Annotated in this window: 22 protein-coding genes; 15 read left to right on the top strand and 7 right to left on the bottom strand. The window is 72.0% G+C overall.

Going from position 1 to position 24,232, the window contains the following annotated elements; all coding sequences use genetic code 11:
* Positions 1-19: 19 nt before the first annotated feature.
* On the top strand, positions 20-1,870 hold the full coding sequence (locus tag ACFXOA_RS12310) for a dipeptide ABC transporter ATP-binding protein (RefSeq protein ID WP_385025645.1): 1,851 nt from the start codon (positions 20-22) through the stop codon (positions 1,868-1,870).
* A gap of 106 nt (positions 1,871-1,976) precedes the next feature.
* Here ACFXOA_RS12310 and ACFXOA_RS12305 read toward each other — a convergent pair whose 3' ends face one another.
* The 4 genes from ACFXOA_RS12305 to ACFXOA_RS12290 all read right to left on the bottom strand — a co-directional run bounded on the left by ACFXOA_RS12305 (position 1,977) and on the right by ACFXOA_RS12290 (position 5,818).
* Positions 1,977-2,219 carry a DUF6411 family protein gene (locus tag ACFXOA_RS12305; protein WP_385025642.1) on the bottom strand — a complete coding sequence of 81 codons (243 nt, stop codon included), beginning with the start codon at positions 2,217-2,219 and terminating at the stop codon, positions 1,977-1,979.
* Between the two features lie 186 nt (positions 2,220-2,405).
* Positions 2,406-2,948, bottom strand: coding sequence for a MarR family winged helix-turn-helix transcriptional regulator (locus tag ACFXOA_RS12300; protein ID WP_385025639.1), 543 nt, complete (start codon positions 2,946-2,948; stop codon positions 2,406-2,408).
* Between the two features lie 287 nt (positions 2,949-3,235).
* On the bottom strand, positions 3,236-4,894 hold the full coding sequence (locus ACFXOA_RS12295) for an FAD-dependent oxidoreductase (protein ID WP_385025636.1): 1,659 nt from the start codon (positions 4,892-4,894) through the stop codon (positions 3,236-3,238).
* Between the two features lie 9 nt (positions 4,895-4,903).
* Positions 4,904-5,818, bottom strand: coding sequence for a diiron oxygenase (locus ACFXOA_RS12290; protein ID WP_385025633.1), 915 nt, complete (start codon positions 5,816-5,818; stop codon positions 4,904-4,906).
* Positions 5,819-6,266: 448 nt separating this feature from the next.
* On the opposite strand from ACFXOA_RS12290, the gene ACFXOA_RS12285 reads away from it, so the two are divergent.
* The 4 genes from ACFXOA_RS12285 to ACFXOA_RS12270 all read left to right on the top strand — a co-directional run bounded on the left by ACFXOA_RS12285 (position 6,267) and on the right by ACFXOA_RS12270 (position 12,299).
* On the top strand, positions 6,267-7,607 hold the full coding sequence (locus tag ACFXOA_RS12285; protein ID WP_385025630.1) for an extracellular solute-binding protein: 1,341 nt from the start codon (positions 6,267-6,269) through the stop codon (positions 7,605-7,607).
* Positions 7,604-8,566, top strand: coding sequence for a carbohydrate ABC transporter permease (locus ACFXOA_RS12280; RefSeq protein WP_385025627.1), 963 nt, complete (start codon positions 7,604-7,606; stop codon positions 8,564-8,566). The genes ACFXOA_RS12285 and ACFXOA_RS12280 overlap by 4 nt, the downstream gene beginning before the upstream one ends.
* Positions 8,563-9,462, top strand: a complete 900-nt coding sequence (locus ACFXOA_RS12275; RefSeq protein WP_385025624.1) for a carbohydrate ABC transporter permease — start codon at positions 8,563-8,565, stop codon at positions 9,460-9,462. The genes ACFXOA_RS12280 and ACFXOA_RS12275 overlap by 4 nt, the downstream gene beginning before the upstream one ends.
* 152 nt (positions 9,463-9,614) lie before the next feature.
* The gene (locus ACFXOA_RS12270) at positions 9,615-12,299 is read left to right on the top strand and encodes a SpoIIE family protein phosphatase (RefSeq protein WP_385025622.1); all 2,685 of its coding nucleotides are present in this window, start codon (positions 9,615-9,617) and stop codon (positions 12,297-12,299) included.
* 38 nt (positions 12,300-12,337) lie between these two features.
* On the opposite strand, the gene ACFXOA_RS12265 is transcribed toward ACFXOA_RS12270, so the two are convergent.
* The gene (locus tag ACFXOA_RS12265; RefSeq protein WP_385025619.1) at positions 12,338-12,973 is read right to left on the bottom strand and encodes a class I SAM-dependent methyltransferase; all 636 of its coding nucleotides are present in this window, start codon (positions 12,971-12,973) and stop codon (positions 12,338-12,340) included.
* 23 nt (positions 12,974-12,996) lie between these two features.
* Complete coding sequence (locus tag ACFXOA_RS12260; protein WP_385025616.1) at positions 12,997-13,782, bottom strand: SAM-dependent methyltransferase; 786 nt, start codon at positions 13,780-13,782, stop codon at positions 12,997-12,999.
* A 259-nt stretch (positions 13,783-14,041) separates the two neighbouring features.
* Here ACFXOA_RS12260 and ACFXOA_RS12255 point away from each other — a divergent pair, with 259 nt between their 5' ends.
* From ACFXOA_RS12255 to ACFXOA_RS12230, 6 genes are all read left to right on the top strand, one after another.
* Entirely contained in the window at positions 14,042-16,474 is a 2,433-nt protein-coding gene (locus ACFXOA_RS12255; RefSeq protein ID WP_385025608.1) for a SpoIIE family protein phosphatase, read from the top strand.
* A 165-nt stretch (positions 16,475-16,639) separates the two neighbouring features.
* Positions 16,640-17,068, top strand: coding sequence for a DUF6221 family protein (locus ACFXOA_RS12250; protein ID WP_385025606.1), 429 nt, complete (start codon positions 16,640-16,642; stop codon positions 17,066-17,068).
* Between the two features lie 187 nt (positions 17,069-17,255).
* Positions 17,256-17,483, top strand: a complete 228-nt coding sequence (locus ACFXOA_RS12245) for a hypothetical protein (protein ID WP_385025603.1) — start codon at positions 17,256-17,258, stop codon at positions 17,481-17,483.
* Between the two features lie 341 nt (positions 17,484-17,824).
* Entirely contained in the window at positions 17,825-18,343 is a 519-nt protein-coding gene (locus ACFXOA_RS12240; protein WP_385025600.1) for a lamin tail domain-containing protein, read from the top strand.
* 155 nt (positions 18,344-18,498) lie between these two features.
* The gene (locus ACFXOA_RS12235) at positions 18,499-18,996 is read left to right on the top strand and encodes a peptidylprolyl isomerase (RefSeq protein ID WP_385025597.1); all 498 of its coding nucleotides are present in this window, start codon (positions 18,499-18,501) and stop codon (positions 18,994-18,996) included.
* 141 nt (positions 18,997-19,137) lie between these two features.
* The gene (locus tag ACFXOA_RS12230) at positions 19,138-19,821 is read left to right on the top strand and encodes a ribonuclease H (RefSeq protein WP_385025594.1); all 684 of its coding nucleotides are present in this window, start codon (positions 19,138-19,140) and stop codon (positions 19,819-19,821) included.
* Between the two features lie 168 nt (positions 19,822-19,989).
* On the opposite strand, the gene ACFXOA_RS12225 is transcribed toward ACFXOA_RS12230, so the two are convergent.
* Positions 19,990-20,457, bottom strand: a complete 468-nt coding sequence (locus tag ACFXOA_RS12225) for an ATP-binding protein (RefSeq protein ID WP_385025957.1) — start codon at positions 20,455-20,457, stop codon at positions 19,990-19,992.
* Between the two features lie 187 nt (positions 20,458-20,644).
* Between ACFXOA_RS12225 and ACFXOA_RS12220 the strand changes: the two genes are divergently transcribed.
* From ACFXOA_RS12220 to ACFXOA_RS12205, 4 genes are all read left to right on the top strand, one after another.
* On the top strand, positions 20,645-21,499 hold the full coding sequence (locus ACFXOA_RS12220) for a helix-turn-helix domain-containing protein (RefSeq protein ID WP_385025591.1): 855 nt from the start codon (positions 20,645-20,647) through the stop codon (positions 21,497-21,499).
* Between the two features lie 102 nt (positions 21,500-21,601).
* The gene (locus ACFXOA_RS12215) at positions 21,602-21,859 is read left to right on the top strand and encodes a WhiB family transcriptional regulator (protein ID WP_385025588.1); all 258 of its coding nucleotides are present in this window, start codon (positions 21,602-21,604) and stop codon (positions 21,857-21,859) included.
* A gap of 35 nt (positions 21,860-21,894) precedes the next feature.
* Positions 21,895-22,233 (top strand): YkvA family protein, encoded by a 339-nt coding sequence (locus tag ACFXOA_RS12210; protein WP_385025585.1) that lies wholly within the window; start codon positions 21,895-21,897, stop codon positions 22,231-22,233.
* Between the two features lie 37 nt (positions 22,234-22,270).
* Complete coding sequence (locus ACFXOA_RS12205; RefSeq protein WP_385025582.1) at positions 22,271-24,172, top strand: rhamnogalacturonan lyase; 1,902 nt, start codon at positions 22,271-22,273, stop codon at positions 24,170-24,172.
* Positions 24,173-24,232 lie beyond the last annotated feature (60 nt).

The following is a 24,232-nucleotide window of genomic DNA, read 5'->3' as shown; positions in this document are numbered from 1 at the left end:
TCCGCCGGGGGATACGCCGATGACCGCGCAAGAACTCCTCGAAGTCCGTGATCTCGGAGTCGAGTTCACGTCCCCCGACGGATCGGTCGTGCCCGCGGTGCGCGGGGTCTCCTTCTCCGTGCGCCGCGGCGGGACGCTCGCCGTCGTCGGGGAGTCCGGGTCGGGCAAGTCCACCACCGCGCTCGCCCTCACCCGCATGCTCCCCGGCACGGGGCGCATCACCACGGGCACGGTCCGGTTCGAGGGCCGCGACCTGGCGGGCCTGAGCGAGCCGGACCTGCGCAAGGTGCGCGGAGCCCGTATCGGGATGGTCTTCCAGGACCCCATGACGGCCCTCAACCCCGTGATGACCGTCGGCCGTCACCTGGACGAGGTCCTCCGCGCCCACGGCGACCACGACCGGACGGCCCGCCGGGCGCGCGTCCTCGAACTGCTGGACAGGGTGGGCATCCCCGAACCGCACCGCCGGGCGGACGACCATCCGCACCAGTTCTCCGGCGGACAGCGCCAGCGCGTCCTGATCGCCATGGCCCTGGCCGGTGAGCCGGACATCCTGCTCGCCGACGAACCGACGACGGCGCTCGACGCCACCGTCCAGGACCAGATCCTCACACTGCTGTCCGACCTCAACCGGGAGACCGGGACCGCGCTCGTCCTGATCACCCACAACATGGGCGTCGTCGCCCGGACCTGCGAGCGGGTCCTCGTCATGTACGCGGGCGGTGTCGTCGAGGACGGCCCCACGGCCGAGGTCCTCACGCGCCCTCGCCACCCCTACACGGCAGGTCTGCTGGCGGCGGTGCCGCGCCTTGCCTCGCCGTCCGGCACCCGGCTCACCGGCATCCCCGGCAGCCCGCCCGACCTCGCTCTCCTCGCTGACGGCTGCGCGTTCGCCGAGCGCTGCGCCCTGGCCGAGGACCGCTGCCGCACGACCACGCCCCCGCCCGCCGAACCCGTGCCGGGGGTGCGGGTGGCGTGCCTGCCGGCCGCGGTACGTGCCGACCCCCTCCCCGCTCCGGTGCCACCCGCCCGTATCGTCCGTCCCGCCCCGGGGCCCGTCATCCTGCGGGCCGAGGACCTGCGCAAGACCTACGGGAGGCGTGTCCGGGGCGGGCGCGGAGGTCACACCGCGCTCGACGGGGTGTCCCTGACCCTGTCGGCGGGGGAGACCCTGGGCATCGTCGGCGAGTCCGGCTCGGGAAAGTCCACCCTGGCCCGGGTGCTGGCGCACGCCCATCCCGCCGACGGAGGGAGGATGGTCCTGCACGGCGAGGACGTCACCCGGCCGTCCCGCCGCTCCCTGCACACGGTCAGGCGCCAGGTCCAGATGGTCTTCCAGGACCCGTACGCCTCGCTCAACCCGAGGATGACGGCCGGGCAGCTCATCGCCGAGCCGCTCCTGGCCTTCGGTCTCGGCGACCGGCGGGAGCGGGACGCGCGGGTGGCGGAACTCCTGGGACTCGTGGGTCTCGACCCGGCGGTCGCCGACCGGCACCCCCGGTCGTTCTCCGGTGGCCAGCGCCAGCGCATCGGCATCGCCCGGGCTCTGGCGCCCGAGCCCTCCGTACTCATCTGCGACGAACCCGTCTCCGCCCTGGACGTGTCGGTCCAGGCGCAGGTCGTCGGGCTGCTCACGGATCTCCAGCGCGACCTCGGCCTCGCCCTCGTCTTCATCGCGCACGACCTCGCGGTGGTGCGCCAGGTCAGTCACCGCATCGCCGTGATGCACCGGGGCCGGATCGTGGAGAGCGGGGCCGCCGACGTGATCTGCGAGAAGCCCGGCCATCCCTACACCCGCGCCCTGCTGGCCGCCGCGCCGGAACCCGTACCCCGCACGGCGCGGCCCCTGCGTGCGGAGGCCGTCGCCTGAACGCGCCCGCACCCCGTCGCGTCGACGGGGTGCGGGCGGGGTGAAGCGGCGGCGCGGGGCCTCTGGGGCGGGCGGTGCCCACGGGGAACCGATCCCGGGGAGGGGGTCAGAACGGGAACCGGCCGCGGGTGCGGCGGCCGGCCGAGCCGCTCCTGCCCACCGCCTTGGAGCTGCTGCTGAACGGCTTGCTGAGCAGCCGGCCCAGTACGCCCGGAGCCTTGCTCCCCGCGCGTGACCCGAGGCCCAGCGTTCGCTGGGTGCCCCGTTCCGGATACCGGGACAGGCGCGGTACGAAGAACGCGAGCACGGCCAGAACGACACAGACGGCGACGATGCCGACCACAACCATGATTTCCTCCCAGGGTCGATGTGCCCTGGCGTGTGCCCGGACGGACCAGCGGTATGCGCGGCGAGGCGGCGGGATCGCCCGGCGGCGCCCCTCCCGCACGGACGGGTGCCGCCGGGCGGACACGGGGCCCCCGGCAGCCGGGGCCTCCTGGGGTCTCCCGGTCGCGCCCCGGCGGTGGGCGGCGGCTCAGGGGCGGCCGACGGCGGGCTCCTGGCCGGCCCGTGCCGCCGAGCCGCCCGCCCGGCCCTCTTCGAGGCGGCCGTGGACGCGGCGCAGCAGGTCCGTGAACCGCTCCCGCTCCTCATGGTCCAGTGCCGCGAGGAGTTCGGTCTCCGTGCCGGTCACGTCGGCCTGCAGGCGGGTCAGCGCGGCCCTGCCCGCCGGCGTCAGGGCGACCTCGATCCGGCGGCGGTCGGAGGCGTCGCGTGCGCACTCGACATAGCCGGCCGCGTCCAGGTCGGTGACGGTCCTGGTCAGGTCGCTCTGGTTCATGTCGAGCCGTGTGGCGAGGTCACCCTTGGAGAGGCGGCCGGCCTCGTCCAGCATGGCGAGGATGGTGAGGTGCCACAGCCGCAGGCCGTGTGCCGCCAGGGCGTCGGTGAGTCTCCGGCGAGCGGCCTTGCCCGTCGCGTACATGAGGTAGGTGTTGAGGCCGAGGACGCTCGGTGGCGGTGTCCCGGTCACGGAACACGGGGCGTCAGCGGTTCCCGGCGGGGTCGGCTGTTGCATGGTTCTTCCTCCACCTGGCGACGGCCCGAAGGCGGTCCGAGGCGGCACGACCGGACCGGGCCGTGCGGGGGCCTCTCCGGGGCCACGACGGACAACGCTTAGTGAAGCAAGCCTAACCTAAGTGTTCAATGAGTATCGTGGAACGTGGAGTTGACGCGCCGGTGCACGCCGAGAGGGCCGGTGTCCTGCCCCTGGCCCGCCCCGCGCGGGGTACGGACGCCCCGCACCCCTGGCGCGTTCCAGGTGTGCGGGGCGTGCGTCGTGCGCGGTCCGTCCGGCAGGGCCGCTCAGCCGGGGATCCGCCGGCGGCCGCTCCTGGCCGCGTCCACCAGCTCCGGGAGTGTCGCCAGCTTGACCCGGGGGCGGCCGTCCCGTCGGCCGAGGGCGAGTTCGGTCCGCTCGATCCCGGCCAGCCCGCGGGCGTCCACGACCCGGCGGTTGCGACTGCGCACGAGCCGCCGGAACGCCTTGGCCCCCGCCGCGGGGGCTGTCAGCCGTCCGCGCACGGCATCGTCCAGAAGGGCGCCGACGGTCTCGGCGGCGCAGCCCCGGTTGGCCCCGATACCGCCGGAGGGGCCCCGCTTGATCCACCCGACGACGTAGGTCCCCGGCATGCCCTCCACGCGCCCGGCCTCGTGCGGCACGGTGCCCGTCGTCTCGTCGAACGGCAGCCCCGGCAGCGGGAGTCCACGCTGTCCGACGGCGCGCAGCAGCAGCCCGGCCGGGATCTCCCGGCCGTCCGTGCCGCCCGCACCGTCCGTCACGCGGACCGTGCGGACGGCTTCCTCGCCGGTCGCTTCCAGCGCCGCGGAATGGAAGCGGAACACGATCCGGCGGCCCTCCGGCGGAGGTGCCGTCCAGTCGACCGCCTCCCGGGTCACGCCCCGCAGCAGCGCCGCCCTGTCACCCGGCTCGGCCCCGTCGACGGCGGCGCCGGTCCGGGGGTCGTGGTCGTCGACGACCAGGTCGACCCCTGGCAGGTGCTTGAGTGCCAGGAGCTCCGAACGGGTGTACGCCGCGTCCTCGGGACCCCGGCGGCCCAGGAGGACCACCTCGCGCACCGACCCCGCCCGAAGTGCCTCCAGCGCGTGGCCCGCGATGTCTCCCGAGGCGAGTGCGTCCGGCTCCGAGACCAGGATCCGCGCCGTGTCGAGGGCGACGTTGCCGTTGCCGACGACGACCGCCCGCTCCGCCGACAGGTCGACGGCGTCGGCGGCGACCTCGGGGTGCGCGTTGTACCAGGAGACGAACGTCGTCGCGCAGATGCTTCCGGGCAGGTCCTCGCCGGGGATTGACAGCCGGCGTCCCGCCGGTGCGCCCACCGCGTACACCACCGCGTCGTGGTGCGCGGCGACCTCCTCCGCGGTCACGTCCCTGCCCACCTCGACCCCCAGGTGCAGCCGCACACGGGGGTGGCTGTGGAAGCGCGCGAAGGTCTCACCGGCGCGCTTCGTCGCCGGGTGGTCGGGCGCCACCCCGTAGCGGATCAGCCCGCCCGCCACCGGCAGCCGGTCGATCAGCGTGACCTCCGCGCTCGTGTGGAGCAGCAGGTCCTCGACCGCGTACATCCCGGCCGGGCCCGTGCCCACGACCGCGACGCGCAGCGGGCCGAAGTCCGACGGCAGGGTGCGGTCGAACGACGGCTCGCCCCACGCGTGGAAGTTGGGCCCGGCGGGGGCCGGCGCCGGCTCCCGGCCGGCGAACCAGGCGGCGTTGAGCGGGCCGTACTCACGCTGCGAGGCCGGGAGGCTGTCCACGGGGAACACCGCGTCCACCGGGCAGGCGTCGGCGCACGCTCCGCAGTCGATGCAGGACTTCGGATCGATGTACAGCATCTCCGTCGTGCCGAAGTCCGGTTCCTCCGGCGTCGGATGGATGCAGTTCACGGGGCACACCGAGACACAGGTGGCGTCGCCGCAGCATGTCTGGGTGATGGCGTAGGTCATGTCGTCCGCTCAGATCAGATGGGCGCGCTTGTAGAACATCAGGGCGGGCCTGGTGAGCAGGCGGGCCGATGCGAGGAACTCCATGAGGCCCGAACAACTCGACCTCATCATCGACTTGTGGTGCTCGTTGGCCTTCGCCTCGCCCAGTGCTCGCTTCCCGTCGAGCCCGGCGTTGGCGTAGACGTCCTTGTTCACCATGCTGGTCACGATCACGTACGACGCGATCGCGATGACCAGGGCGTTGATCCGCCGCCGTACGGGCCCCGCGCCGCTGAGGTGCTTGCGCGTCTCGGCCCGGGCGAACTTCATGTGCCGGGACTCCTCGACGACATGGATGTTGTTGATGGTGCGGACGAAGGGCACGACCCGCTCGTCCCGCATCCAGTCGCGCTGCATGACGTCGAGGACCTCCTCGGCGACCAGGATCGCTGCGTAGGCCGCCTCTCCGAAGGCCAGTGTCTTGAACGCCCGCCCCAGTTCCACCGCGAACCGGTGGGGCCGGTAGGGCGGGGCGCCCAGCTTCTGCGCGCCCCGGGCGAACATGATGGAGTGCCGGCACTCCTCGGCTATCTCCGTCAGGGCCCACTGGACGTCGGCGCTCGTGGGGTCCTTCGCGTACACGTCGCGCAGGACCATCTGCTGGAGGATCATCTCGAACCAGATCCCCGTGCTGGCCACCGAGGCGGCCTCCTGGCGGGTCAGTTCCTTGCGCTGCTCATCGGTCAGCTCCCCCCAGTACGCGGTGCCGTACAGGGTGCTCCACTCCGGGCTCGCGCCGTGGAAGTCCTTGTCGAGCGGGGTGTCCCAGTCGACTTCCGTGGCGGGGTCGTACGCCAGCGCGGCAGCCGATTCCAGCAGGCGACGGGTGAGGTGGTCCTCGGGGGACCGGTCCTCGGCATCCGGTCGAACGGTGCTGCTTGCCATGGTGCGGCTCCTCGGTTCGTCAGCGATGTCCTTGGTGCTGTCACATGTGCGATGCGGATGACGGTGCGTCATGCGCCGTGCGCCGGGTGGGCGGACGGCGGAGAGCGGAGGGCAGGCTCGCGCGGGCAGGCCTGCCGCACCTCTTGTTAGACGGAAGGTATAGCAAGGGGGCGGGGTGGGCCTACCCCCAGTAACAAATGTGTGCCCCATCCCTGCGAGATCTCCCCGTGCGAGGGTGCGGTCGCGCCGGATTTCTGGATCCGGGACGCCGGAGGGCCCTTGGTGTTCGGCATGTCGAACATTGTTCGCAATATCAGCGCGAGTCATTGACGTCCCGATCTCCCCGTCCTACGGTCCCGTCCGAAGTGGCGGTCGTGCGACGAGATTTCGAACATCGGCCGCCTCTCCCACGTCCCAGCACCTCAGAGTCGAGCCGAGACGAGCCGCAATGCAACCACCCCTCCTCAGCCGGCGCCGGGCCCTCGCGGGCGGTGCCGGAGCCATCGCCGCCGCCGGAGCTCTGGGCTCCCTCTCCGGATGCGCCGCCCCCGCCACCGCCGCCGGCCCGGGGCAGACGCTGCTGCGCTACTGGCACCTCTTCGGCGGCGGTGACGGCGTCAACATGCAGGGCATGCTGGACGACTTCCGCGCCGAGCACCCCGGCATCGCACTGGAGGCCTCGACCCTGCAGTGGGGGGCGCCGTACTACACCAAGCTCGGCATGGCCGGTGCCGGTGGCCGCGCCCCCGAGCTCGCGGCCCTGCACCTCGCGCGGCTCGCCGGATTCGCCCCCGGCAGGCTGCTCGACCCGTTCGACCTCGACCTGCTGGCCGAACACGGGGTGAAGGAGGAGGACTTCCCCCCGGACATCTGGCGCCGGGGCCGGATGGGAGGCGAACAGTACGCCGTGCCGCTCGACACCCATCCCTTCGTCCTCTACTACCAGACCGAGATCTGCGAGAAGGCCGGGCTGATGTCGGGCGGGCGGCTCAAGCCGATCGAAGGCGCGGACGAGTTCGCCGACGCCCTGCGCGCGGCGAAGAAGACGACCGGACAGCCTGGGCTGGTCACCGAGACCCTGGGGCCCGACTGCATCACGCCCTGGCGCCTCTTCTCCAGCTTCTACGCGCAGACCGGCGGCACCGTCCTCTCCGAGGACGGCAAGCGCCTCGCGCTCGACGACGCCAAGGCCCTGCGGGTGCTGGAGTACCTGGCCCGGCTGGTGGAGGACGGCCTCATGGTGCGCCGCGTCGACTACCCGGGATCCGTCGGAGTCTTCAGCGGCGGAAAGACCGCGTTCCACCTCAACGGCGAATGGGAGATCACCACCTTCACGACCACGGGTCTGCCGTTCTCCATGACCCGCATCCCCGCGCTCTTCGGCACCGCGGCGACACAGGCCGACTGCCACGCCTTCGTGCTGCCGCACCAGGAGGACCGCGGCGGCGCGCCGAACGAGGCCGCGCACATCCTGGTCGCCTGGATGCTGCGCAACTCCGTCGCCTGGGCGAAGGGCGGCCACGTACCCGCGTACCTGCCGGTCCTCGACGATCCGGCGTACCTCGCCCTCAAGCCCCAGTCCGAGTACCGCGGGGTGATCGACGACGTCGCGCTGGACCAGCCCGCGTGGTTCGCCGGCTCCGCCTCCAGGATGTGGATCGAGCTCGGCGCCGTGTTCTCCGGGGTCCTCACCGGCTCGCGGACCCCGCGCAACGCCCTGACCGAGGCGAAGGCGCGGCTGCGCAAACTGCTCGACACCCGCAACCCCCTCCCTGGAGCCGCGTCATGACCTCCACCGCAGCGGCCGCCCCCGCGCCCCCGGTGCCGCCCGCCGAGGCCGGACCCGGCAGCCCGGCCCGCACAGTGCGGCGGAAGTGGACCGAGCACGGGCTCGTCTTCGTCGCACCGTTCTTCCTCGTGTACGCCATGTTCCTGCTCTGGCCCTTCATATCCGGCCTGGGCACCAGCCTCACCAGCGAGAACATCACCGGCACCGGCGGGGAGTTCGTCGGTCTCGACAACTACGCGGAAGCCGTGCGGGACCCCGAGGTGTGGTCCTCGCTGTGGAACACCGTCTGGTTCACCGTGCTGTCCACCGTCCCTCTGGTCGTCGTCGGGCTCGTTCTCGCCCTGCTCGCCCACGAGCTCCGCGTCGTGCAGTGGCTGTGGCGGCTCAGCTGGTTCGCACCCTTCCTGCTGCCGTCGGGCGTCGTGTGCCTGCTCTTCCTCAACATGATCCTGCCCTCCGACTTCGGCCTCGCGGACCAGCTCCTCGCCTCCGTCGGTCTGACGCCGGAGATCGGATGGCTGACCGACGAGCGCTACGCCATGCTCAGCATCGTGGCGACCACCGTCTGGTGGACCGTCGGCTTCAACTTCCTGCTCTACCTCGCAGCCCTGCAGGCCATACCGGCGCACCTGTACGAGGCCGCCGAACTCGACGGCGCCGGAGCCGGGAAGCGGATGTGGCACATCACCCTGCCACTCCTGCGCCGAACCACCGGGCTGGTGGTCGTCCTCCAGGTGCTGGCCTCCCTGAAGATCTTCGACCAGGTCTACATCATGACCGGCGGAGGCCCCGACGACTCGACCCGCCCGATCCTCCAGTACGTCTACCAGCAGGGCTTCACGGGATATCGCATCGGATACGCGTCGGCCGTCTCCTACATCTTCTTCGCCCTGATCCTGACCGTCTCCCTGGTGCAGCCGCTGCTGTCCCGGCGCCGAGCTGAGGAGGCCGCGAAGTGAGCGGTTCCGTCACCGTCACCACCCGCCCCGCCCCCCGCACCGGGCGTCCGGCCGACGCCGCGGGCCGCCGTCCGCGCTGGACACCGGGCCGGATCGCCCTGCTGGCCGTCGCCCTGATCCTCACCGCGGCCTGGCTGCTGCCGCTCGCCTGGGCCGTCGCCACCTCCCTCAAGCCGGAGGGCGACACCACGAAGACCCCGCTCTCCTGGATCGGCTCGCGCGTCACGTTCGAGGCGTACAGCAAGGTGTGGGAGTCGGGCGACCTGATGGTCTGGCTGATGAACTCGGCCTACATCTCCGTCATGACGACCCTCCTGACGGTGACGACCTGCGCGATGGCCGCCTACGGATTCACCCGCACCGACTTCCGCGGCCGACGGGCGCTGTACGGCCTGGTGCTCGCGGGCATCATGGTGCCTCCCCAGGTCCTCATCGCGCCGCTGTTCAAGGAGATGGTCCAGCTGGGCCTCGTCGACACCTACTGGGGTGTGATCCTTCCGCAGGTCGCCGTCCCGGCCATGGTGTTCATCCTCGTGAAGTTCTTCGAGGGGGTGCCCCGCGAACTGGAGGAGGCCGCCTTCGTCGACGGCGCCGGACGCTGGCGGGTCTTCTGGACCATCGTGATGCCGCTGTCCCGTCCCGTGCTGGCCGCCGTGGCGATCTTCACCTTCATCTCCACCTGGAACAACTTCCTCTGGCCGTTCCTCGTGACCACCGACCCGGGCGGAATGACCCTGCCCGTCGGCCTCGTCAACGTCCAGTCGAGCTTCGGGGTGCGGTACGCCCAGATCATGGCGTCTCTCGTGATCGCGGGGATGCCGCTCCTGATCGTCTTCGCGTTCTTCCAGCGCCAGATCGTGCGCGGCATAGCCCACACCGGGCTGGCCGGGCAGTAGCCGCCCCGGTCCCGCCCCGGTGTCCCGGGGCGGGACCAGGGCCGCCCGCCCGCGTCCGCGCCGCCGCCCTCCGCCGGCAGCCGCCCCGCTCCCTCCGCACGGGCTCGGCGCACCGCTCGCCCGGTGTTTGCCCAGGGTGTACAAAGGGGGACATGGCCGGACGCTACGGCCGCCCGCGTTCGTTTCTCCGGGTGAGAAGCCTCGCTGGTCAGGTCTTTCTCCTGCAGGTGGCGATCGTGGTGCTGATCGTCGCTGCCGCCGTGGCGGCCCTGGTGCTGCAGTCCCGCGCGGACAGCACCCGCGAAGCACGCAACCGCTCGGTCGCCGTCGCCGAGACCTTCGCCAATGCTCCCGGGACCGAGGCGGCCATCGAGGGGCCCGACCCCACCGCCGCGCTCCAGCCGAGTGCCGAGGCGGCGCGGAAGGACTCCGGCGTCGACTTCGTCGTCGTCACCGACCTCGATGCCATCCGCCTCACGCACCCGCTGCCCGACCGCATCGGCAAGAAGTTCGTGGGTGACGTCACGCCCGCCCTCCAGGGCCGTGCCGTCACCGAGGAGATCGACGGCACCATCGGACCGCTCATCCAGGCCGTCGTGCCGGTCATCGGCTCGGACGGCAAGGTCGTGGGACTGGTCGCGGCGGGCATCACCATCAAGAACATCAGCGGTGTGGCCGACAACCAGTTCCCCCTGCTGTTCGGCTCGGCGGCCGGCGTGCTGCTGCTCGCCCTGGGAGGCACCGCGCTGGTCACACGCCGCCTGAACCGGCAGACACACGGACTCGGGCCGACCGAGATGACCCGGATGTACGAACATCACGACGCCGTCCTCCACTCCGTGCGGGAGGGCGTGCTCATCGTCGGGGGCGACGGGCGGCTCCTGCTGGCCAACGACGAGGCGCGACGCCTCCTCGGGCTCCCCGCGGACATCGAGGGCAGGAGGGCCGAGGAGCTCGGCCTCGCCCCTGACGTCGAAGAACTGCTGACCTCCGGGCGCAGCGCCACCGACGAGGTGTACTCCGCCGGGGACCGGCTGCTCGCCGTCAGCCAGCGGGCGACCGACCGCGACGGCGGACCGGCCGGCAGTGTGACGACCCTGCGGGACACCACCGAACTCCAGGCGCTCAGCGGCAGCGCCGCGATGGCGCGCAGCAGGCTCAAACTGCTCTACGACGCGGGCACCGAGATCGGCACCGCCCTCGACGTCGTACGGACGTGCGAGGAACTGGTCGGGTTCGCCACCGCCAGATTCGCCGACTACGCCACCGTGGACCTGGCCGAGGGGGTACTGCGCGGGGACGAGCCCACTGCCACCCGCTCCACCACCGAAGGGCTGCGACGCTCAGCGTTCAGCGGCGACCGTCAGGACACCGGGCTCCACCCCCTGGGCTCCGTCATCCGCTTCCTGCCGAGTACGGAGATCGGCGCCGGCCTCCTCCGGGGCGAGGCGGTGCTCGACACCGATCTGACGGCCCGCTCCGGCTGGCAGCAGCAGCAGCCGGAGCGGGCCGAACGCATCGTGGAGTCCGGTTTCCACTCCCTGATGGCCGTCCCGATGCGGGCCAGGGGAGTCATGCTCGGCGTGGCCATGTTCTGGCGGGCGCAGCGCCCCGACCCCTTCGAGGACGAGGACCTGTCCGTGGCGGAGGAACTCGTCGCCCGGGCGGCCGTGAGCATCGACAACGCGCGCCGCTACTCGCGCGAACACAACGTCGCGGTCACCCTGCAGCGCAGCCTGCTGCCGCAGGGACTCCCCGAACAGAGCGCCATCGACGCCGCCTACCGCTACCTCCCCGCACAGGCCGGCCTCGGAGGGCTGGGCGGGGTGGGCGGCGACTGGTTCGACATCATTCCGCTGCCCGGCGCCCGCGTGGCGCTCGTGGTCGGCGACGTCGTCGGCCACGGGCTGCACGCCGCCGCCACCATGGGGCGCCTGCGCACGGCGGTCCACAACTTCTCCACCCTGGACCTGCCCCCGGACGAACTGCTCTGGCACCTCGACGAGCTCGTCGCCCGCATCGACCAGGACGAGTCCGCAGAAGGCTCGGAGGGGGCCGGCGTGACCGGGGCGACCTGCCTCTACGCCATCTACGACCCGGCGACCGGTCGCTGCAGCATGGCCCGGGCAGGTCACCTCCAGCCGGTGGTCGTCCACCCCGACGGCACCGCCACGTTCGCCGACGTGCCCGGAGGTCCGCCCCTGGGACTCGGGGGCATGCCGTTCGAGACCCTGGACGTACAGCTGCCGGAGAACAGCCGGCTGGTGCTCTACACGGACGGTCTCGTCGAGGAACGCCACCGCGACATCGACGAAGGGCTGGAACTGCTGCGCGACACGCTGGCCGGGCACCCGGACCGGACGCCGGAGGAGACCTGCGAAGCCGTGCTCCGCGTCCTCGTCCCCGCCCGGGCCCGGGACGACGTCGCCCTGCTCGTGGCCCGGACACTCCGCCTGGCCGCCGACGACGTGGCGGAGTGGGAGGTGCCCTCGGACCCGGCCGCGGTCGCCGACATCCGTGCCGCCGTCTCCCGCAAGCTGGCCGAATGGGGTCTGGTCGAGGAGGCTTTCACGACCGAGCTGATCCTCAGCGAACTCGTCACCAACTCCATCCGCTACGCCAACGGCCCCATCCGCGTACGCCTGCTCCGCGACCGTACCCTCATCTGCGAGGTGTCCGACCGCAGCAGCACCTCACCCCACCTGCGCCAGGCGGCCAGCATGGACGAGGGCGGCCGGGGGCTCTTCCTCGTCGCCCAGATGGCCGAACGGTGGGGGACCAGGTACACCGACGGCGGCGGCAAGGTCATCTGGACGGAGCAGCTCCTCCAGTCCTGAACGCAGCCCCGGTGCGAGCACGCGGGAGGACCCGCCCCTCACGCCTCACGGCGGCAGTGCAGGAAGAGATGGGGTTCCGGTACCGCGCCCGGGTGGGACGGCGTGAACACCGTCGCGTGCTCCTCCTCCACGGTGAGCCCGGCACCCGCCGCCAGGTCGTGGAACGCCTCGGGACCGAAACTCGTCACCCGGACCGCCTGCCCCATGAAGACGGCGTCCACCTCCTCGACGTCCAGGGGAACCGTCGCGAGGACCAGGTGCCCGCCGGGCCGCAGCGCCCCCGACAGCCGGCCCAGCAGGGACCGCTGCTGCGCACGCGGCATCTGCAGGAGCGAGAAGTACACGCAGACCGCGTCGAAGCTCTCCTCCTCCAGCGGGAACTCCCTGATGTCGGCCTGTCGGAAGGACGCCCCGGGGACCCGGCGGGAAGCGAGCTCCACCATGACCGGCGAGACGTCGACGCCCAGGACCGCGTGCCCCGCGCCCGCCAGGGCCGAAGCGGTCGGTCTCCCGGTGCCGCTGCCGACGTCCAGGACCCGGCTGCGGGGAGCGAGCCGGCCGATGAGCCGGTCCAGGGAGGCGCGGTGCGCGACCGAACCCGCGAAAGCACTTTCGTAGGCCTCGCCGATGGCGTCGAACGCCACCGCGGCCGCGTGCCGACGGCTGTCGGACATGGGACGTCCCTTCCGGACCGTTGTCACGGGATGCGGGCGACCGCGACGTACACGCCGCTCAGCTCCTGCGCGGGAGCGGAGGTGGAGCGGAACCACTCGGGGGCAGTGACGAGCCCGGGGTCGACGATGTCCAGTCCCTCGAAGAAGCGCGAGAACTCCGCCTTCGTCCGCAGCGCCAGCCGGATGCCGCCCTTGCCGTACTCCGCGGCTCCCTGCTCCCCGCGCTCCGGGTTCACGTCCGACGCGCCCTGCGAGAGCACCACGTAGCTGCCCGGGCAGAGTTCGGCGGTCAGGGTGCGCACGATGCCCACCGGGTCGACGTCGTCCGGCAGGAAGTGCAGAAGACCCAGGAGCGACAGGGCGACCGGACGGTCGAAGTCCAGGACCTTGCGGGCCGCCTCGACGATGGCGGCGGGTTCGAGGACGTCCGCGTGCACGTAGTCCGTCGCCCCCTCGGGGCTGCTGACGAGCAGTGCCTCGGCGTGCCTCAGGACGATCGGGTCGTTGTCGCAGTACACGACCCGTGCGGCCGGGTCGATCTCCTGCGCGATCTGGTGCAGGTTGGGCGCGGTGGGTATCCCGGTGCCGATGTCGAGGAACTGGCCGATCCCCTCACCGGCGAGCCAGGCCGTCGCACGGTTCATGAACGCCCGGTTCTGGAAGGCCCCCGCCTTCGCCTCGGCCGGCAGGTGCTCGGCGACGGCCTGGTCCACCGGATAGTTGTCCTTGCCGCCGAGCAGCGCGTCGTACACACGGGCCGAATGCGGCCTGCTGGTGTCGATGGGGGGCTGGGATGTTCCGGTCGTCATGACAACTCCGTTGCAGGTGGATGGCCGCTCCGACTGCGCAGTCTGCCAGCAACTCCCCTTTCGAGGATGTGTTTTGGTCACGGGTTCATCGCCCGGCGGTCCGGACGTGGCCCGGCGGTGCGACCTCGGTGCGGGCTTCGCCGGGGCCCGGAACCCGTCGCCCGCACCTGTGCCGGGCGGTGGGAACCGGGCACCGGCGGAGCCGCGGGCGGCCCCCGGTGGACGTGCGCCCCCGCGCTCCGGTGCGCATCCTTGCTGTGTGACCTGGAGCCACGAGGGCAGCCGGACATCCGACGAGCTGGAGCTGGTGCTCGCCCGGGCCGTGGTGAGCGCGGTAGACGCCGTCGGCGGGTACGCCGGCGGCGTCTACCTGCGCTCCCGGACCCCAGGACTGCTGCTGCTGGCCGTGCTCGCCGGGCTCCCGCCCCCGTTGCTGCGCCCCTGGTGGCGGATGCAGGTGAACCGGCCCTTCCCGGTGGCCGAGGCGTTCACCTGGGACACGCCCGTGTACCTGGGCGACGCGGAGGACGCCATGCGGCGGTTCCCCCAGCTCATGGCGGGCCTGCCGTTCCCCTTCGCGTCGCTCTACGTGCCCGTGCCGGGCGGAGCGGGCCCGGTCGGCGTGCTCGTCGTCCTGAGGTACGCGACCCGGGGCGTACCGGTCGGAGGGGCCGACCGGCGCAAGCTGGAAAGCCTCGCCGGGCGGCTGGGCGACGAGATCGCCGCGCTGGGGGTCCCGCCGGTGTGGGAGGCGGACCCCCTGCCCCTACGGCTGCCCGAGGGCACCATGAGACCTCTGCGGGTCGGACGGTTCGAGTGGGACACCGCCGGGGAGACCCTCACGGCCGACAGCGGTGCGTACGAGATCCTCGGCATCGAACCGTCGGACGCGCCGACGGGGGCCGTGGAGACACTGGCGTCGGCGCTGCCGCCCGAGGACGTGTACGGCCTGCGGACCCTGGCCGCCGGAGCCGCCGGATCGCAGGACCCCCATGTACGCCGGATGCGGATCCGGGGACCGGGGGGCCGTCCCCTGCTGGTCGAGCTCTCCGGGCGGAGCGGGCACGGCGGACGGCTGAAGGGCCTCCTCCTGGACCCCGGCCCTGACCCCTCCGACCCGGAGGCGGCGGACCGGATCCCCCGCGCGATGCTCACCCATGACCGCCTGGGACGCATCACCCTGGTGAACGGCCGGGCCGAGGAGATCCTGGGGCGTGACGGGGCGGAGCTGATCGGACGGCCGGTGAGCGAGGCGTTGCCGTGGCTCGCCCACCCTTCCTACGAGGACCACCTCAGGGCGGCACTCTTCTCGGACGACCCGGTGTACTTCCTCGCCCGCCGTACCCCCGGCCAGTGGATGTCGGTCTCGCTGTTCCCCGGTCCTGACGGCGTCACGGTCATGCTGAGCCCGTCGGGCAGGCCCGGACACACTCCCGAGTCCGGCGCGACCCCGGGCGCGGAACTCGGGTCGCCGGCGGACCGCGCCGCCATCCTCTACCGGCCGGTGGCGCTGGCCATCGCGCTGACGGAGGCCGTCACCGCGCGCCAGGTGTCCGCCGTGGTGACGGAGGAGCTGCTGCCCGCCTTCGGAGGCAGACAGCTGGCCATCTACCTGGAGAGGGAGCGCCGTCTCTACCTCGCCTGGGAGACGGGCTTCCCCAAGGGATTCCTCGACGGCTTCGACGGGGTCCGCCTCGACGCCCGCATCCCCGGCGTGGAGACCCTCACGACCGGGCGGCCGCTCTTCTTCGAGTCCATGCAGAAGCTGGGCGAGGCGTACCCGGGCATCCCCATGGACGCCAGTGTCGGAGCGCGGGCGTTCCTCCCCCTGATCGCCTCCGGCCGGCCGGTCGGTTCGTGCATCCTGGGCTTCGACCAGCCCCGGGGGTTCAACCCCGAGGAGCGCACCGTGCTCACCGCACTCGCGGGGCTCATCGCCCAGGCCCTCGAGCGTGCCAGGCGCTACGACACGGAGTCGGAACTCGCCCGAGGGCTCCAGGACGCCCTGCTGCCCCACCGCCTGCCGGTGGTCGAAGGGGTGGAGACCGTCGGGCGGTACCTGTCCGGCACCCAGGACATCGACGTCGGCGGCGACTGGTACGACGTGATCGAGACCGACGGCGGACTCGTGCTGGTCATCGGGGACGTCCAGGGGCACGGTGTGACCGCGGCCGCCACCATGGGCCAGCTGCGGAGCGCCGTCCGGGCCTTCGCGCTCACCGGGCACGAGCCGCAGGAGGTGATGAGAGCGACCAACCACCTGCTGATCGGGCTCGATCCCGGTCAGTTCGCGACCTGCTGCTACGTACTGCTCGACCCCGTGACCGGTGTCACCCGCGCCGTACGCGCCGGACACCCCCAGCCGGTGATGCGGCATCCCGACGGAAGGACCGAGGTGCTGGACCTGGCCGGAGGCGTCGTCCTCGGGGTCGACCCGGACGCCGCCTACCCCGTCACCGAACTGCGCCCCGGGCCCGGGGCGGTCCTGGCGCTCTTCACCGACGGCCTGGTGGAGAAGGCGGGCAGGGACATCGACGAGGGCATCGAGCGGCTGCGCGACACCCTGTCGACCGTGGGCCACATGCCGCTCGCCGAGGCCGCGGACCGGGTCATCGGGCAGGCGCGGCAGGACGAGGACCGCCCGGACGACATCGCGCTGCTGCTGGCCGCGCGCCGGGCACCGGCCCGCTGACCGGCGTGGACGGGCCGGTGGGTACGTCCGCGATCCGGACGGGACGGAGGCGGGCTGCGAGGTAGGTGCCGGGGTGAGGCATCCTCTGCTGGTCGGGCAGAACGGGTCCGTGGCGGTCGGTGATCCGCCGTCGCGGTCCGTGACGGAGAAGGATGCGGAAACCAGATGGCAGACAACACGGACCTGTTGGCCTTCGTGCGGGCACGCCTCGCCGAGGAGGAGGACATCGCGCGCGAAGCCGGTGGTGACGGCTGGCGGATGCCGGCCGAAGCGCCGGGCGAGGTGCACGACCGGACGAGCGGCATCGCGTTCGTCGTGCGGTCGCGCGGCTACGACCGGCACATCGCCTACCAGGACCCGGCGCGTACCCTGCGCCGCATCGAGACCAACCGGGTCCTCCTCGACGAGTACGAGGAGATCGCCGGCCTGGACGCCGACAGGCCGGCCCAGGACTTCTCCTCGGGCCGGGCCGTCGGGCTGGGATTCGTCGTCCGTCAGATGGCGGCCGAGCACGCCGGTCATCCGGACTACAAGGTGAAATGGCTGCCCCGGTTCTCCCACTGGGGCCCGTCCGCGGGTCCGGAGGGGTCCTGACCCCGTCCCGGGCGCCGCAGCCGATCACGTTCCGGCGGCCCGGGGTCCGATGACGTTCCGGCGGACCGGGAACGGGGACGGTGCGCTTCCAGTACGTTCCGGCGGGCCGGGGTCTGAGTACGGGGGAGCGGCGCGTCTGAGTACGCCGCCGGATCCCGGAGCGGTCCCGGGCCGGTGGAATGGCCGCATGGTCTCCGACGCGCCCGCGCGCCCCCGTCTCCAGCATCTGACCTCCGCCGGTACGGCGCTGGCAGTGACGCTGCTCCCGCTCGCCGCCGGTGTTCTGCTGGCCCGGTCGATGGCGCTCGACCCCATGGCGCCCGTGAACGCCCTCGCCACCGGCCAGCGCGTCCGTCTCGCGCCTTCTCGATGGATGCTCAGGGCTCGAACGCGCGAACTCGTTTCCTGGCGGTAACGAAACATTTGTCCAGGTAAGCGCTGTCGCTTCTGTTACACGTCCGCAACCTCCCCCGCCCGCGGGGCCGGCGCGGGGGCGGGATCGGCGGGACGGCGCCTCCGCCCGGCGTGCGGTCCCCCGAAAGGGTCGGTGCAACGATCAACGGTTGACAGGTCTACGACCGCGCGGGTCGGTGTCGGCTGCAGTCGTGTGTGACAGAAATGTCCGTACTTCGTCACACGAACCAGGGCGCCTTCCGGTCACCTCGAAAGCAGGACAAAGTTTGCGTTCCCGGCACGACGCCGGGATCGGAAAAACGCCCGGCACTCCATTCCGGGCCTGCATGATGAGGGGTTTCCATGTCCCGTTCCGCACGACGGATCACCGCCACCGTTCTCGCCTCGGGTGCCCTGCTCGCCGCAGCGGCCCTGCCGGCATCGGCCGATGGCCGGGACCACGGCCACGACAGGCCGACCCACCGCTCGGCGATCGTCCTGGGCAAGATCCAGTACGACAGCCCCGGCCGCGACAACGGCTCGAACCGCAGCCTGAACGCCGAGTGGGTCACCGTCACGAACACCAGCCGTCACTCCGTCAACCTGCGCGGCTGGACGCTCAGCGACGAGAGCCACCGCACGTACCGCTTCGACATGCGGCTGCCGGCCCGCTCCTCGGTCCGCGTCCACACCGGTGTCGGCCGCGACACCCGGCACGACGTGTACCAGGACCGCCGTTTCTACGTGTGGGACAGCAAGGACACCGCCACGCTCCGCGACAACCGGGGCAACCGGGTCGACACCAAGTCGTGGGGCCGCTTCCGTGACAACGACCGCCGCGACGGCGGTCACCGCGACGGGGGCCACCGCGGCAACCGATGAGCAAGCGGTAGGGAGAAGCGGCGTTCTCCCTGACTGACACCGACGGCGGCGTACCGCGGATCACCCGTGGTGCGCCGCCCTTTCGTGCTGTTCGCGCCGTTCGTGACGGTGGGGCCCGTGCGCGGGAGGGGGCCGGGTGATGTCAGGATGGACCCATGACCATCAAGGCTTACTTCGACATCACCATCAACAACGAGCCCGCCGGGCGGATCGTGTTCAACCTCTTCGACGACGTGGCCCCCAAGACCGCGGAGAACTTCCGCGCGCTCGCCACCGGTGAGAAGGGCTACGGCTACGCCGGCTCGCCGTTCCACCGCGTCATCCCGGACTTCATGCTCCAGGGCGGTGACTTCACCAACGGCAACGGCACCGGCGGCAAGAGCATCTACGGCGAGAAGTTCGCCGACGAGAACTTCACCCTGAAGCACGACAAGCCGGGTCTGCTCTCGATGGCCAACGCCGGACCGAACAGCAACGGTTCGCAGTTCTTCATCACCACCGTCCTCACGCCGTGGCTCGACGGCAAGCACGTGGTGTTCGGCGAGGTCGCCGACGACGACAGCATGAAGCTCGTCCGCAAGATCGAGTCGTACGGCTCCCAGAGCGGCAGGACCAGCGCGGCGATCGCCGTCTCCGGCTCCGGCGTCCTCTGACGCGTGTGTGACGGGGCTCCCGGCCGGAGGGAACGGCCGGGAGCCCCGTGCCGTCGGCGCCGGTGGCCGTCGATCGCGGCCGCCCGTCGTACGGGGACCGTCGATCGTGGGCCCGGGGTGCGGGCTGGCATGATCGGGGTCATGGAAGAGCGCATCATCGCCGCGTGTGACGGCGCATCGAAGGGCAATCCGGGGCCTGCGGCCTGGGCGTGGGTCGTGGCGGACGCCGAAGGGAACCCCGTGCGGTGGGAGGCGGGCCCGCTGGGCAGTGCCACCAACAACATCGCCGAGCTCACCGCCCTGCTCGAACTCCTCAGGTCCACCGACCCGGCGGTGCCCGTCGAGGTGCGGATGGACTCGCAGTACGCGATGAACGCCGTGACCAAGTGGCTGCCCGGGTGGAAGCGCAACGGCTGGAAGACCTCCGGCGGCAAGCCGGTCGCCAACCGTGAACTGGTGGTCGGTGTCGACGAACTCCTGAGCGGCCGGAGCGTGACCTTCCGATATGTGCCGGCGCACCAGGTGGACGGCGACCCGCTGAACGCCCTCGCCGACCAGGCCGCCAGCGAGGCGGCGGTGTCGCAGCGGGAGGCGGGAACGGCTCACGGAAGCCCCGTCCCGGTGCCCGCGCCCGCACGCGCGTCGAAGAGCCGACCCGGCGCGGCAGGCGGGAGCGGCGCGGCGGGCAGGACGCGTACCGGCGGAACGATCAGGGCGAAGTTCGCCGGCCGTTGTCATTGCGGGAGGCAGTACGCGGCCAAGGACATGATCGCGAAGAATCCGAACGGCTGGGGCCACCCCGAATGCAGGATCGCTCCCGCCTGAGCCGCGAGGCCCGTGATCGCCGGGTGCCGGGGCCGGGCGTCATCAGGGTGATCCGTCCCGGCACGCGCTCGTGCCCCTCGGCCGTCAGGGGCTGACCGGACGAGCTGTCCGGGCGCGGTGGTCCGCCTCGGGTGCCGGCCCGCGCCCGCGGCCCGTGAGCACCGGTCGTCAGAGATCGGCCCAGACGAGGCGTCCGGACACACTGGTGCGCGTGCCCCACCGCGCCGCGAGGGCGTCCACCAGCATCAGCCCTCGTCCGCCCTCGGCGACCGACGCCAGGGCGAACCCCTCGTCCGCGCCGCCGGGCCCGGCAAGGGCCACGGGCCCAGGACCCTCCGCCCCGGCCGGAGCGAGAGCCGCGGCGGTCCGCACCCCATGGGAGTCCGGATCCCGGGGTGCGGGCAGGCCGGGTACGTGGCGCCGGCCCCGGTTCCACACGCAGATGCGCACCCGGCCGGGCGTCCGCAGCAGACGGCAGCGGATACGGCGCCCCGCGGTGTGCTCCACCGCGTTCGTGACCAGTTCGGTCACGACGAGGGCCGCCATCTCGACACGGTCGTCCGGCTCACCCCAGTGCCGCATGGCTTCCTGCACCCGGTGCCTCGCCACGGGGACGCCCCTGGGGAGGCGGGGGATCCACCAGCTGTGAGCGCTCCGCCCGCCCACAGGGGCCGGACGTGCGCACGGAACTATTTCCGACATGTACGCACTCTCCGCGCGATGTGCATACTTTGCAAGAGGCAGAATGCCCGGATGGCTCCGATTCGTCGCCGACACCGCTCCGCAGGCCATCCTGTCGGAGCACATGTGGAAGGGATGATGGATGAGGCCCCGGTCAGGCCCGACCGTCGAACACCGGGTCCTCGCGGCCCGGCTGCGCATGCTCAGGGAACGCGCGGGCGTCACCCTCCAGGCGGCGGCCGTGGCACTGGGTGCCCACCCCGCGACGGTGCGGCGCATCGAACGCGCCGAGACCGGCCTCGACGCACACCAGGTCCGTGTCCTCCTCGAACGCTACGCCGCGCCCGCCGAGGTGGCCGAGGGGATCATGAGAGCGCTGGTGCCCGCGAACCTCCCCGGCTGGTGGCACGAGTGGCGTGACGCGATGCAACCGTGGCAGCAGGAGGTCATCGGTATCGAGTCGTCCGCGGCACTCGTCCGGACCTGGCATCCGGCACTCGTCCCCGAACTGCTGCGCACCCCGGACTACGAGGCCGCCCTGTGCCGGACCCTCGGCGCCGTACCCGCCGCGAGGCTCGACCGGCACCTCGAACTGCTGGCGGAGCGCCGGCGCCGGCTCCACCGACGCGGCGCGGCCCTGTGGGCCCTGTTCCCGGCGGCAGCCCTCCGTACGACGGTCGGCGGTCCCGCGGTGATGGCGGAACAGCGCGCGGCGCTCGAGGAGGCGGCGCACCTGCGTCGTCCGACCGTCCAGGTGGTGCCCCTCGACGACCCGCCGCACCCGATGACCGGTGCTCCGCCGACGCACCTGCTGCGTGTCCCCGAGCCGGAGATCGGCGACCGCGTCGTGCTGGAGATGCCCGGCAGGGTGGTCGTCGTCGACGAGCCGGCGGCCGTCATGGACCACCGCATCCGGATGGACGGGGCGTGCGCGGTCGCACCACACCCGGGAACCCCGCTGCCGGCCTCCGCCGAGGACGCCGGCGGAAACCCCTGAGACTGTTGGCGGTCGAGGGTTTCAGGCGTCCGATGAGGGTCACGCGCACTGTACGGAACGTGCACCGACACCCACATCCCCACGATGCAAGGAGTGAGTGACATGGACAACTGGAGGATGCACGCGGCGTGCCGCGATGCCGACCCCGACCTGTTCTTCCCCATCGGGAGCAGCGGGCCCGCGCTCGTGCAGGCCGAGGAGGCCAAGGCCGTGTGCGCGACCTGCCCGGTCCAGGAGCAGTGCCTGGAGTGGGCCCTGGAGAACGCACAGGACTCCGGTGTCTGGGGAGGCACGGACGAGAACGAACGCCGCGCCCTCAAGCGCCGCCGCGCCCGCCGGCAGGCCCGGAGTCACGGATGACCCCCGCGGTCCCGCCCCGCAGGAGACGATGAGCCATGGACATCTCGGTCTGGCTCATCGTCGCGGCGGTCGTGCTCCTGCTCGTCGCCGGTGTCGCGGCGGTCCTCCTGGTGCGGGTGATCCGGGCGAGGAAGCTCCTCGTCGACGCCGGGATCCCCCTCCGCGACAAGGCGCTCTTCTGGGCGGCGGTCATCTACACCGTCTCCCCGGTGGACCTCCTGCCGGACCCGGTCTACCTCGACGACGTCGGCTTCCTGCTGCTGGCCCTGCGCTCACTGCACTCGGCCGCGCGAGCGGCCGGCATCGGGCGTACGCGGGCGTCCGCAACACAGGGGCAACAGGGCGGCAACCTTTCGGCGTCCGGGAGCAACTGAGGGTGCGTAAGCCATCCCCTGCCAGAAGGTGCCTCTCGTGGAACCTCTGCTTCCCCCCTCCGTGTCCCGTCCCCACCGCAGACGCCGTGTCACCCGCACCCGGACGCTGGTCGGCGCCCTGACGGCCGGACTGCTCGCGGCCGGCACCCTGGTGGCGCTCGGCCCGGTCTCGCAGGCGGCGACCGCCCGACAGGCCGAGGCGCTCGACCGCGGTGTGGTGAGCGTGCACACCGACAGCGGCAACCTGGTCAGCTGGCGCTGGCTGGGCACCGACCCCGACAACGTGTCCTTCAACGTCTACCGGGCCGGCACCAAGGTGAACTCCTCGCCGGTCACCGACTCGACGAACTACTTCCACTCCGGTGCGCCCGCCACCGCCGACTACACCGTCCGCGCGGTCGTCGACGGAGTGGAACAGAGTGACTCGGTGCACGCGGTCCAGTTCCGCGCCGGGTACAAGGACGTGCCGATCAGCCCGCCCGCCGGGGGCACGACACCCGACGGGGTCGCCTACACCTACGAGGCCAACGACGCGTCCGTCGGGGACCTCGACGGTGACGGGGCCCTCGAGTTCGTGCTGAAGTGGCAGCCCACCAACGCCAAGGACAACTCCCAGTCCGGCTACACGGGCAACACGATCGTCGACGGGATCAAGCTCGACGGCACCCGCCTCTGGCGGATCGACCTCGGCCGCAACATCCGCTCCGGGGCCCACTACACCCAGTTCCAGGTGTACGACTACGACGGGGACGGCCAGGCCGAGGTCGCCATGAAGACCGCCGACGGCAGCGTCGACGGAACGGGCAAGGTGATCGGCAGTTCCTCCGCCGACCACCGCAACTCCTCCGGCTACGTGCTCTCCGGCCCGGAGTTCCTCACCATGTTCAACGGGCGGACCGGTTCGGCGATGGGCACCGTGGACTACGTTCCCGCCCGGGGCACCGTCTCCTCGTGGGGCGACTCCTACGGCAACCGGGTGGACCGCTTCCTCGCCGGGACGGCCTACCTGGACGGCGCGCGGCCGTCCCTGATCATGGCACGCGGCTACTACACCCGGAGCGTCATCGCCGCCTGGGACTGGCGCAACGGTGCCTTCACCCGGCGCTGGACGTTCGACACGAACAGCTCGACCAACTCCGGCAAGGGATACGACGGGCAGGGCAACCACCAGTTGTCGGTCGCCGACGTGGACGGCGACGGCAAGGACGAGATCGTCTACGGAGCGATGGCCGTGGACGACAACGGCAGCGGACTCTGGACGACGAAGAACGGCCACGGCGACGCCATGCACGTGGGGGACCTCGACCCCTCCCGGGCCGGTCTGGAGGAGTTCAAGGTCGATGAGGACAGCTCGAAGCCGTCCTCGTGGATGGCCGACGCGAAGAGCGGGAAGATCCTCTGGTCGACCCCTGCGAGCGGCGACAACGGCCGGGGCGTGTCCGCCGACATCTGGGCCGGCAGCGCCGGTGCCGAATCCTGGTCCTCCGCCGTATCCGGGGTGCGTGGCCCTTCGGGGAACCAGGTCAGCAGCCGCAAGCCGTCCAGCACCAACTTCCTTTCCTGGTGGGACGGCGACACGACCCGCGAACTCCTCGACGGGACCCACATCGACAAGTACGGGACGTCCGGTGACACCCGGCTGCTGACCGGAGCGTCGGTCCACTCCAACAACGGGACCAAGGCCACCCCCGCGCTGTCGGGCGACATCCTCGGCGACTGGCGCGAGGAGGTCGTCTGGCCCACCACCAACAACACGGCCCTGCGGATCTACTCCACGCCCCACGAGACCGGGACGAAGATCACCACGCTGCTCCACGACACCATGTACCGCACCGCACTGGCCTGGCAGAACACCGCCTACAACCAGCCGCCGCACCCCAGCTTCGCCATCGGGAGCGGCATGGCGACGGCACCCCGGCCGTCCATCACCACGCCGTGACGGCGGACCGGGGGACCGTCTGACGGCCCGAGGGGAGAGCCGGTGCCCCTGTCCCGCGCG

The sequence above is a fragment of the Streptomyces sp. NPDC059166 genome, assembly GCF_042755185.1.
Lineage (GTDB): Bacteria > Actinomycetota > Actinomycetes > Streptomycetales > Streptomycetaceae > Streptomyces.
This window is presented reverse-complemented; position numbering and strand designations above follow the sequence as displayed.

Coding starts and splice junctions, on each gene's coding strand:
- ACFXOA_RS12240 (WP_385025600.1), top strand. CDS start 17,825: ATGTCCCGTTCCGCACGACGGATCACCGCCACCGTTCTCGCCTCGGGT.
- ACFXOA_RS12210 (WP_385025585.1), top strand. CDS start 21,895: ATGGACATCTCGGTCTGGCTCATCGTCGCGGCGGTCGTGCTCCTGCTC.
- ACFXOA_RS12260 (WP_385025616.1), bottom strand. CDS start 13,782: ATGACGACCGGAACATCCCAGCCCCCCATCGACACCAGCAGGCCGCAT.
- ACFXOA_RS12215 (WP_385025588.1), top strand. CDS start 21,602: ATGGACAACTGGAGGATGCACGCGGCGTGCCGCGATGCCGACCCCGAC.
- ACFXOA_RS12300 (WP_385025639.1), bottom strand. CDS start 2,948: ATGCAACAGCCGACCCCGCCGGGAACCGCTGACGCCCCGTGTTCCGTG.
- ACFXOA_RS12280 (WP_385025627.1), top strand. CDS start 7,604: ATGACCTCCACCGCAGCGGCCGCCCCCGCGCCCCCGGTGCCGCCCGCC.
- ACFXOA_RS12270 (WP_385025622.1), top strand. CDS start 9,615: ATGGCCGGACGCTACGGCCGCCCGCGTTCGTTTCTCCGGGTGAGAAGC.
- ACFXOA_RS12245 (WP_385025603.1), top strand. CDS start 17,256: ATGGTCTCCGACGCGCCCGCGCGCCCCCGTCTCCAGCATCTGACCTCC.
- ACFXOA_RS12285 (WP_385025630.1), top strand. CDS start 6,267: ATGCAACCACCCCTCCTCAGCCGGCGCCGGGCCCTCGCGGGCGGTGCC.
- ACFXOA_RS12230 (WP_385025594.1), top strand. CDS start 19,138: ATGGAAGAGCGCATCATCGCCGCGTGTGACGGCGCATCGAAGGGCAAT.
- ACFXOA_RS12305 (WP_385025642.1), bottom strand. CDS start 2,219: ATGGTTGTGGTCGGCATCGTCGCCGTCTGTGTCGTTCTGGCCGTGCTC.
- ACFXOA_RS12250 (WP_385025606.1), top strand. CDS start 16,640: ATGGCAGACAACACGGACCTGTTGGCCTTCGTGCGGGCACGCCTCGCC.
- ACFXOA_RS12295 (WP_385025636.1), bottom strand. CDS start 4,894: ATGACCTACGCCATCACCCAGACATGCTGCGGCGACGCCACCTGTGTC.
- ACFXOA_RS12265 (WP_385025619.1), bottom strand. CDS start 12,973: ATGTCCGACAGCCGTCGGCACGCGGCCGCGGTGGCGTTCGACGCCATC.
- ACFXOA_RS12290 (WP_385025633.1), bottom strand. CDS start 5,818: ATGGCAAGCAGCACCGTTCGACCGGATGCCGAGGACCGGTCCCCCGAG.
- ACFXOA_RS12310 (WP_385025645.1), top strand. CDS start 20: ATGACCGCGCAAGAACTCCTCGAAGTCCGTGATCTCGGAGTCGAGTTC.
- ACFXOA_RS12220 (WP_385025591.1), top strand. CDS start 20,645: ATGAGGCCCCGGTCAGGCCCGACCGTCGAACACCGGGTCCTCGCGGCC.
- ACFXOA_RS12235 (WP_385025597.1), top strand. CDS start 18,499: ATGACCATCAAGGCTTACTTCGACATCACCATCAACAACGAGCCCGCC.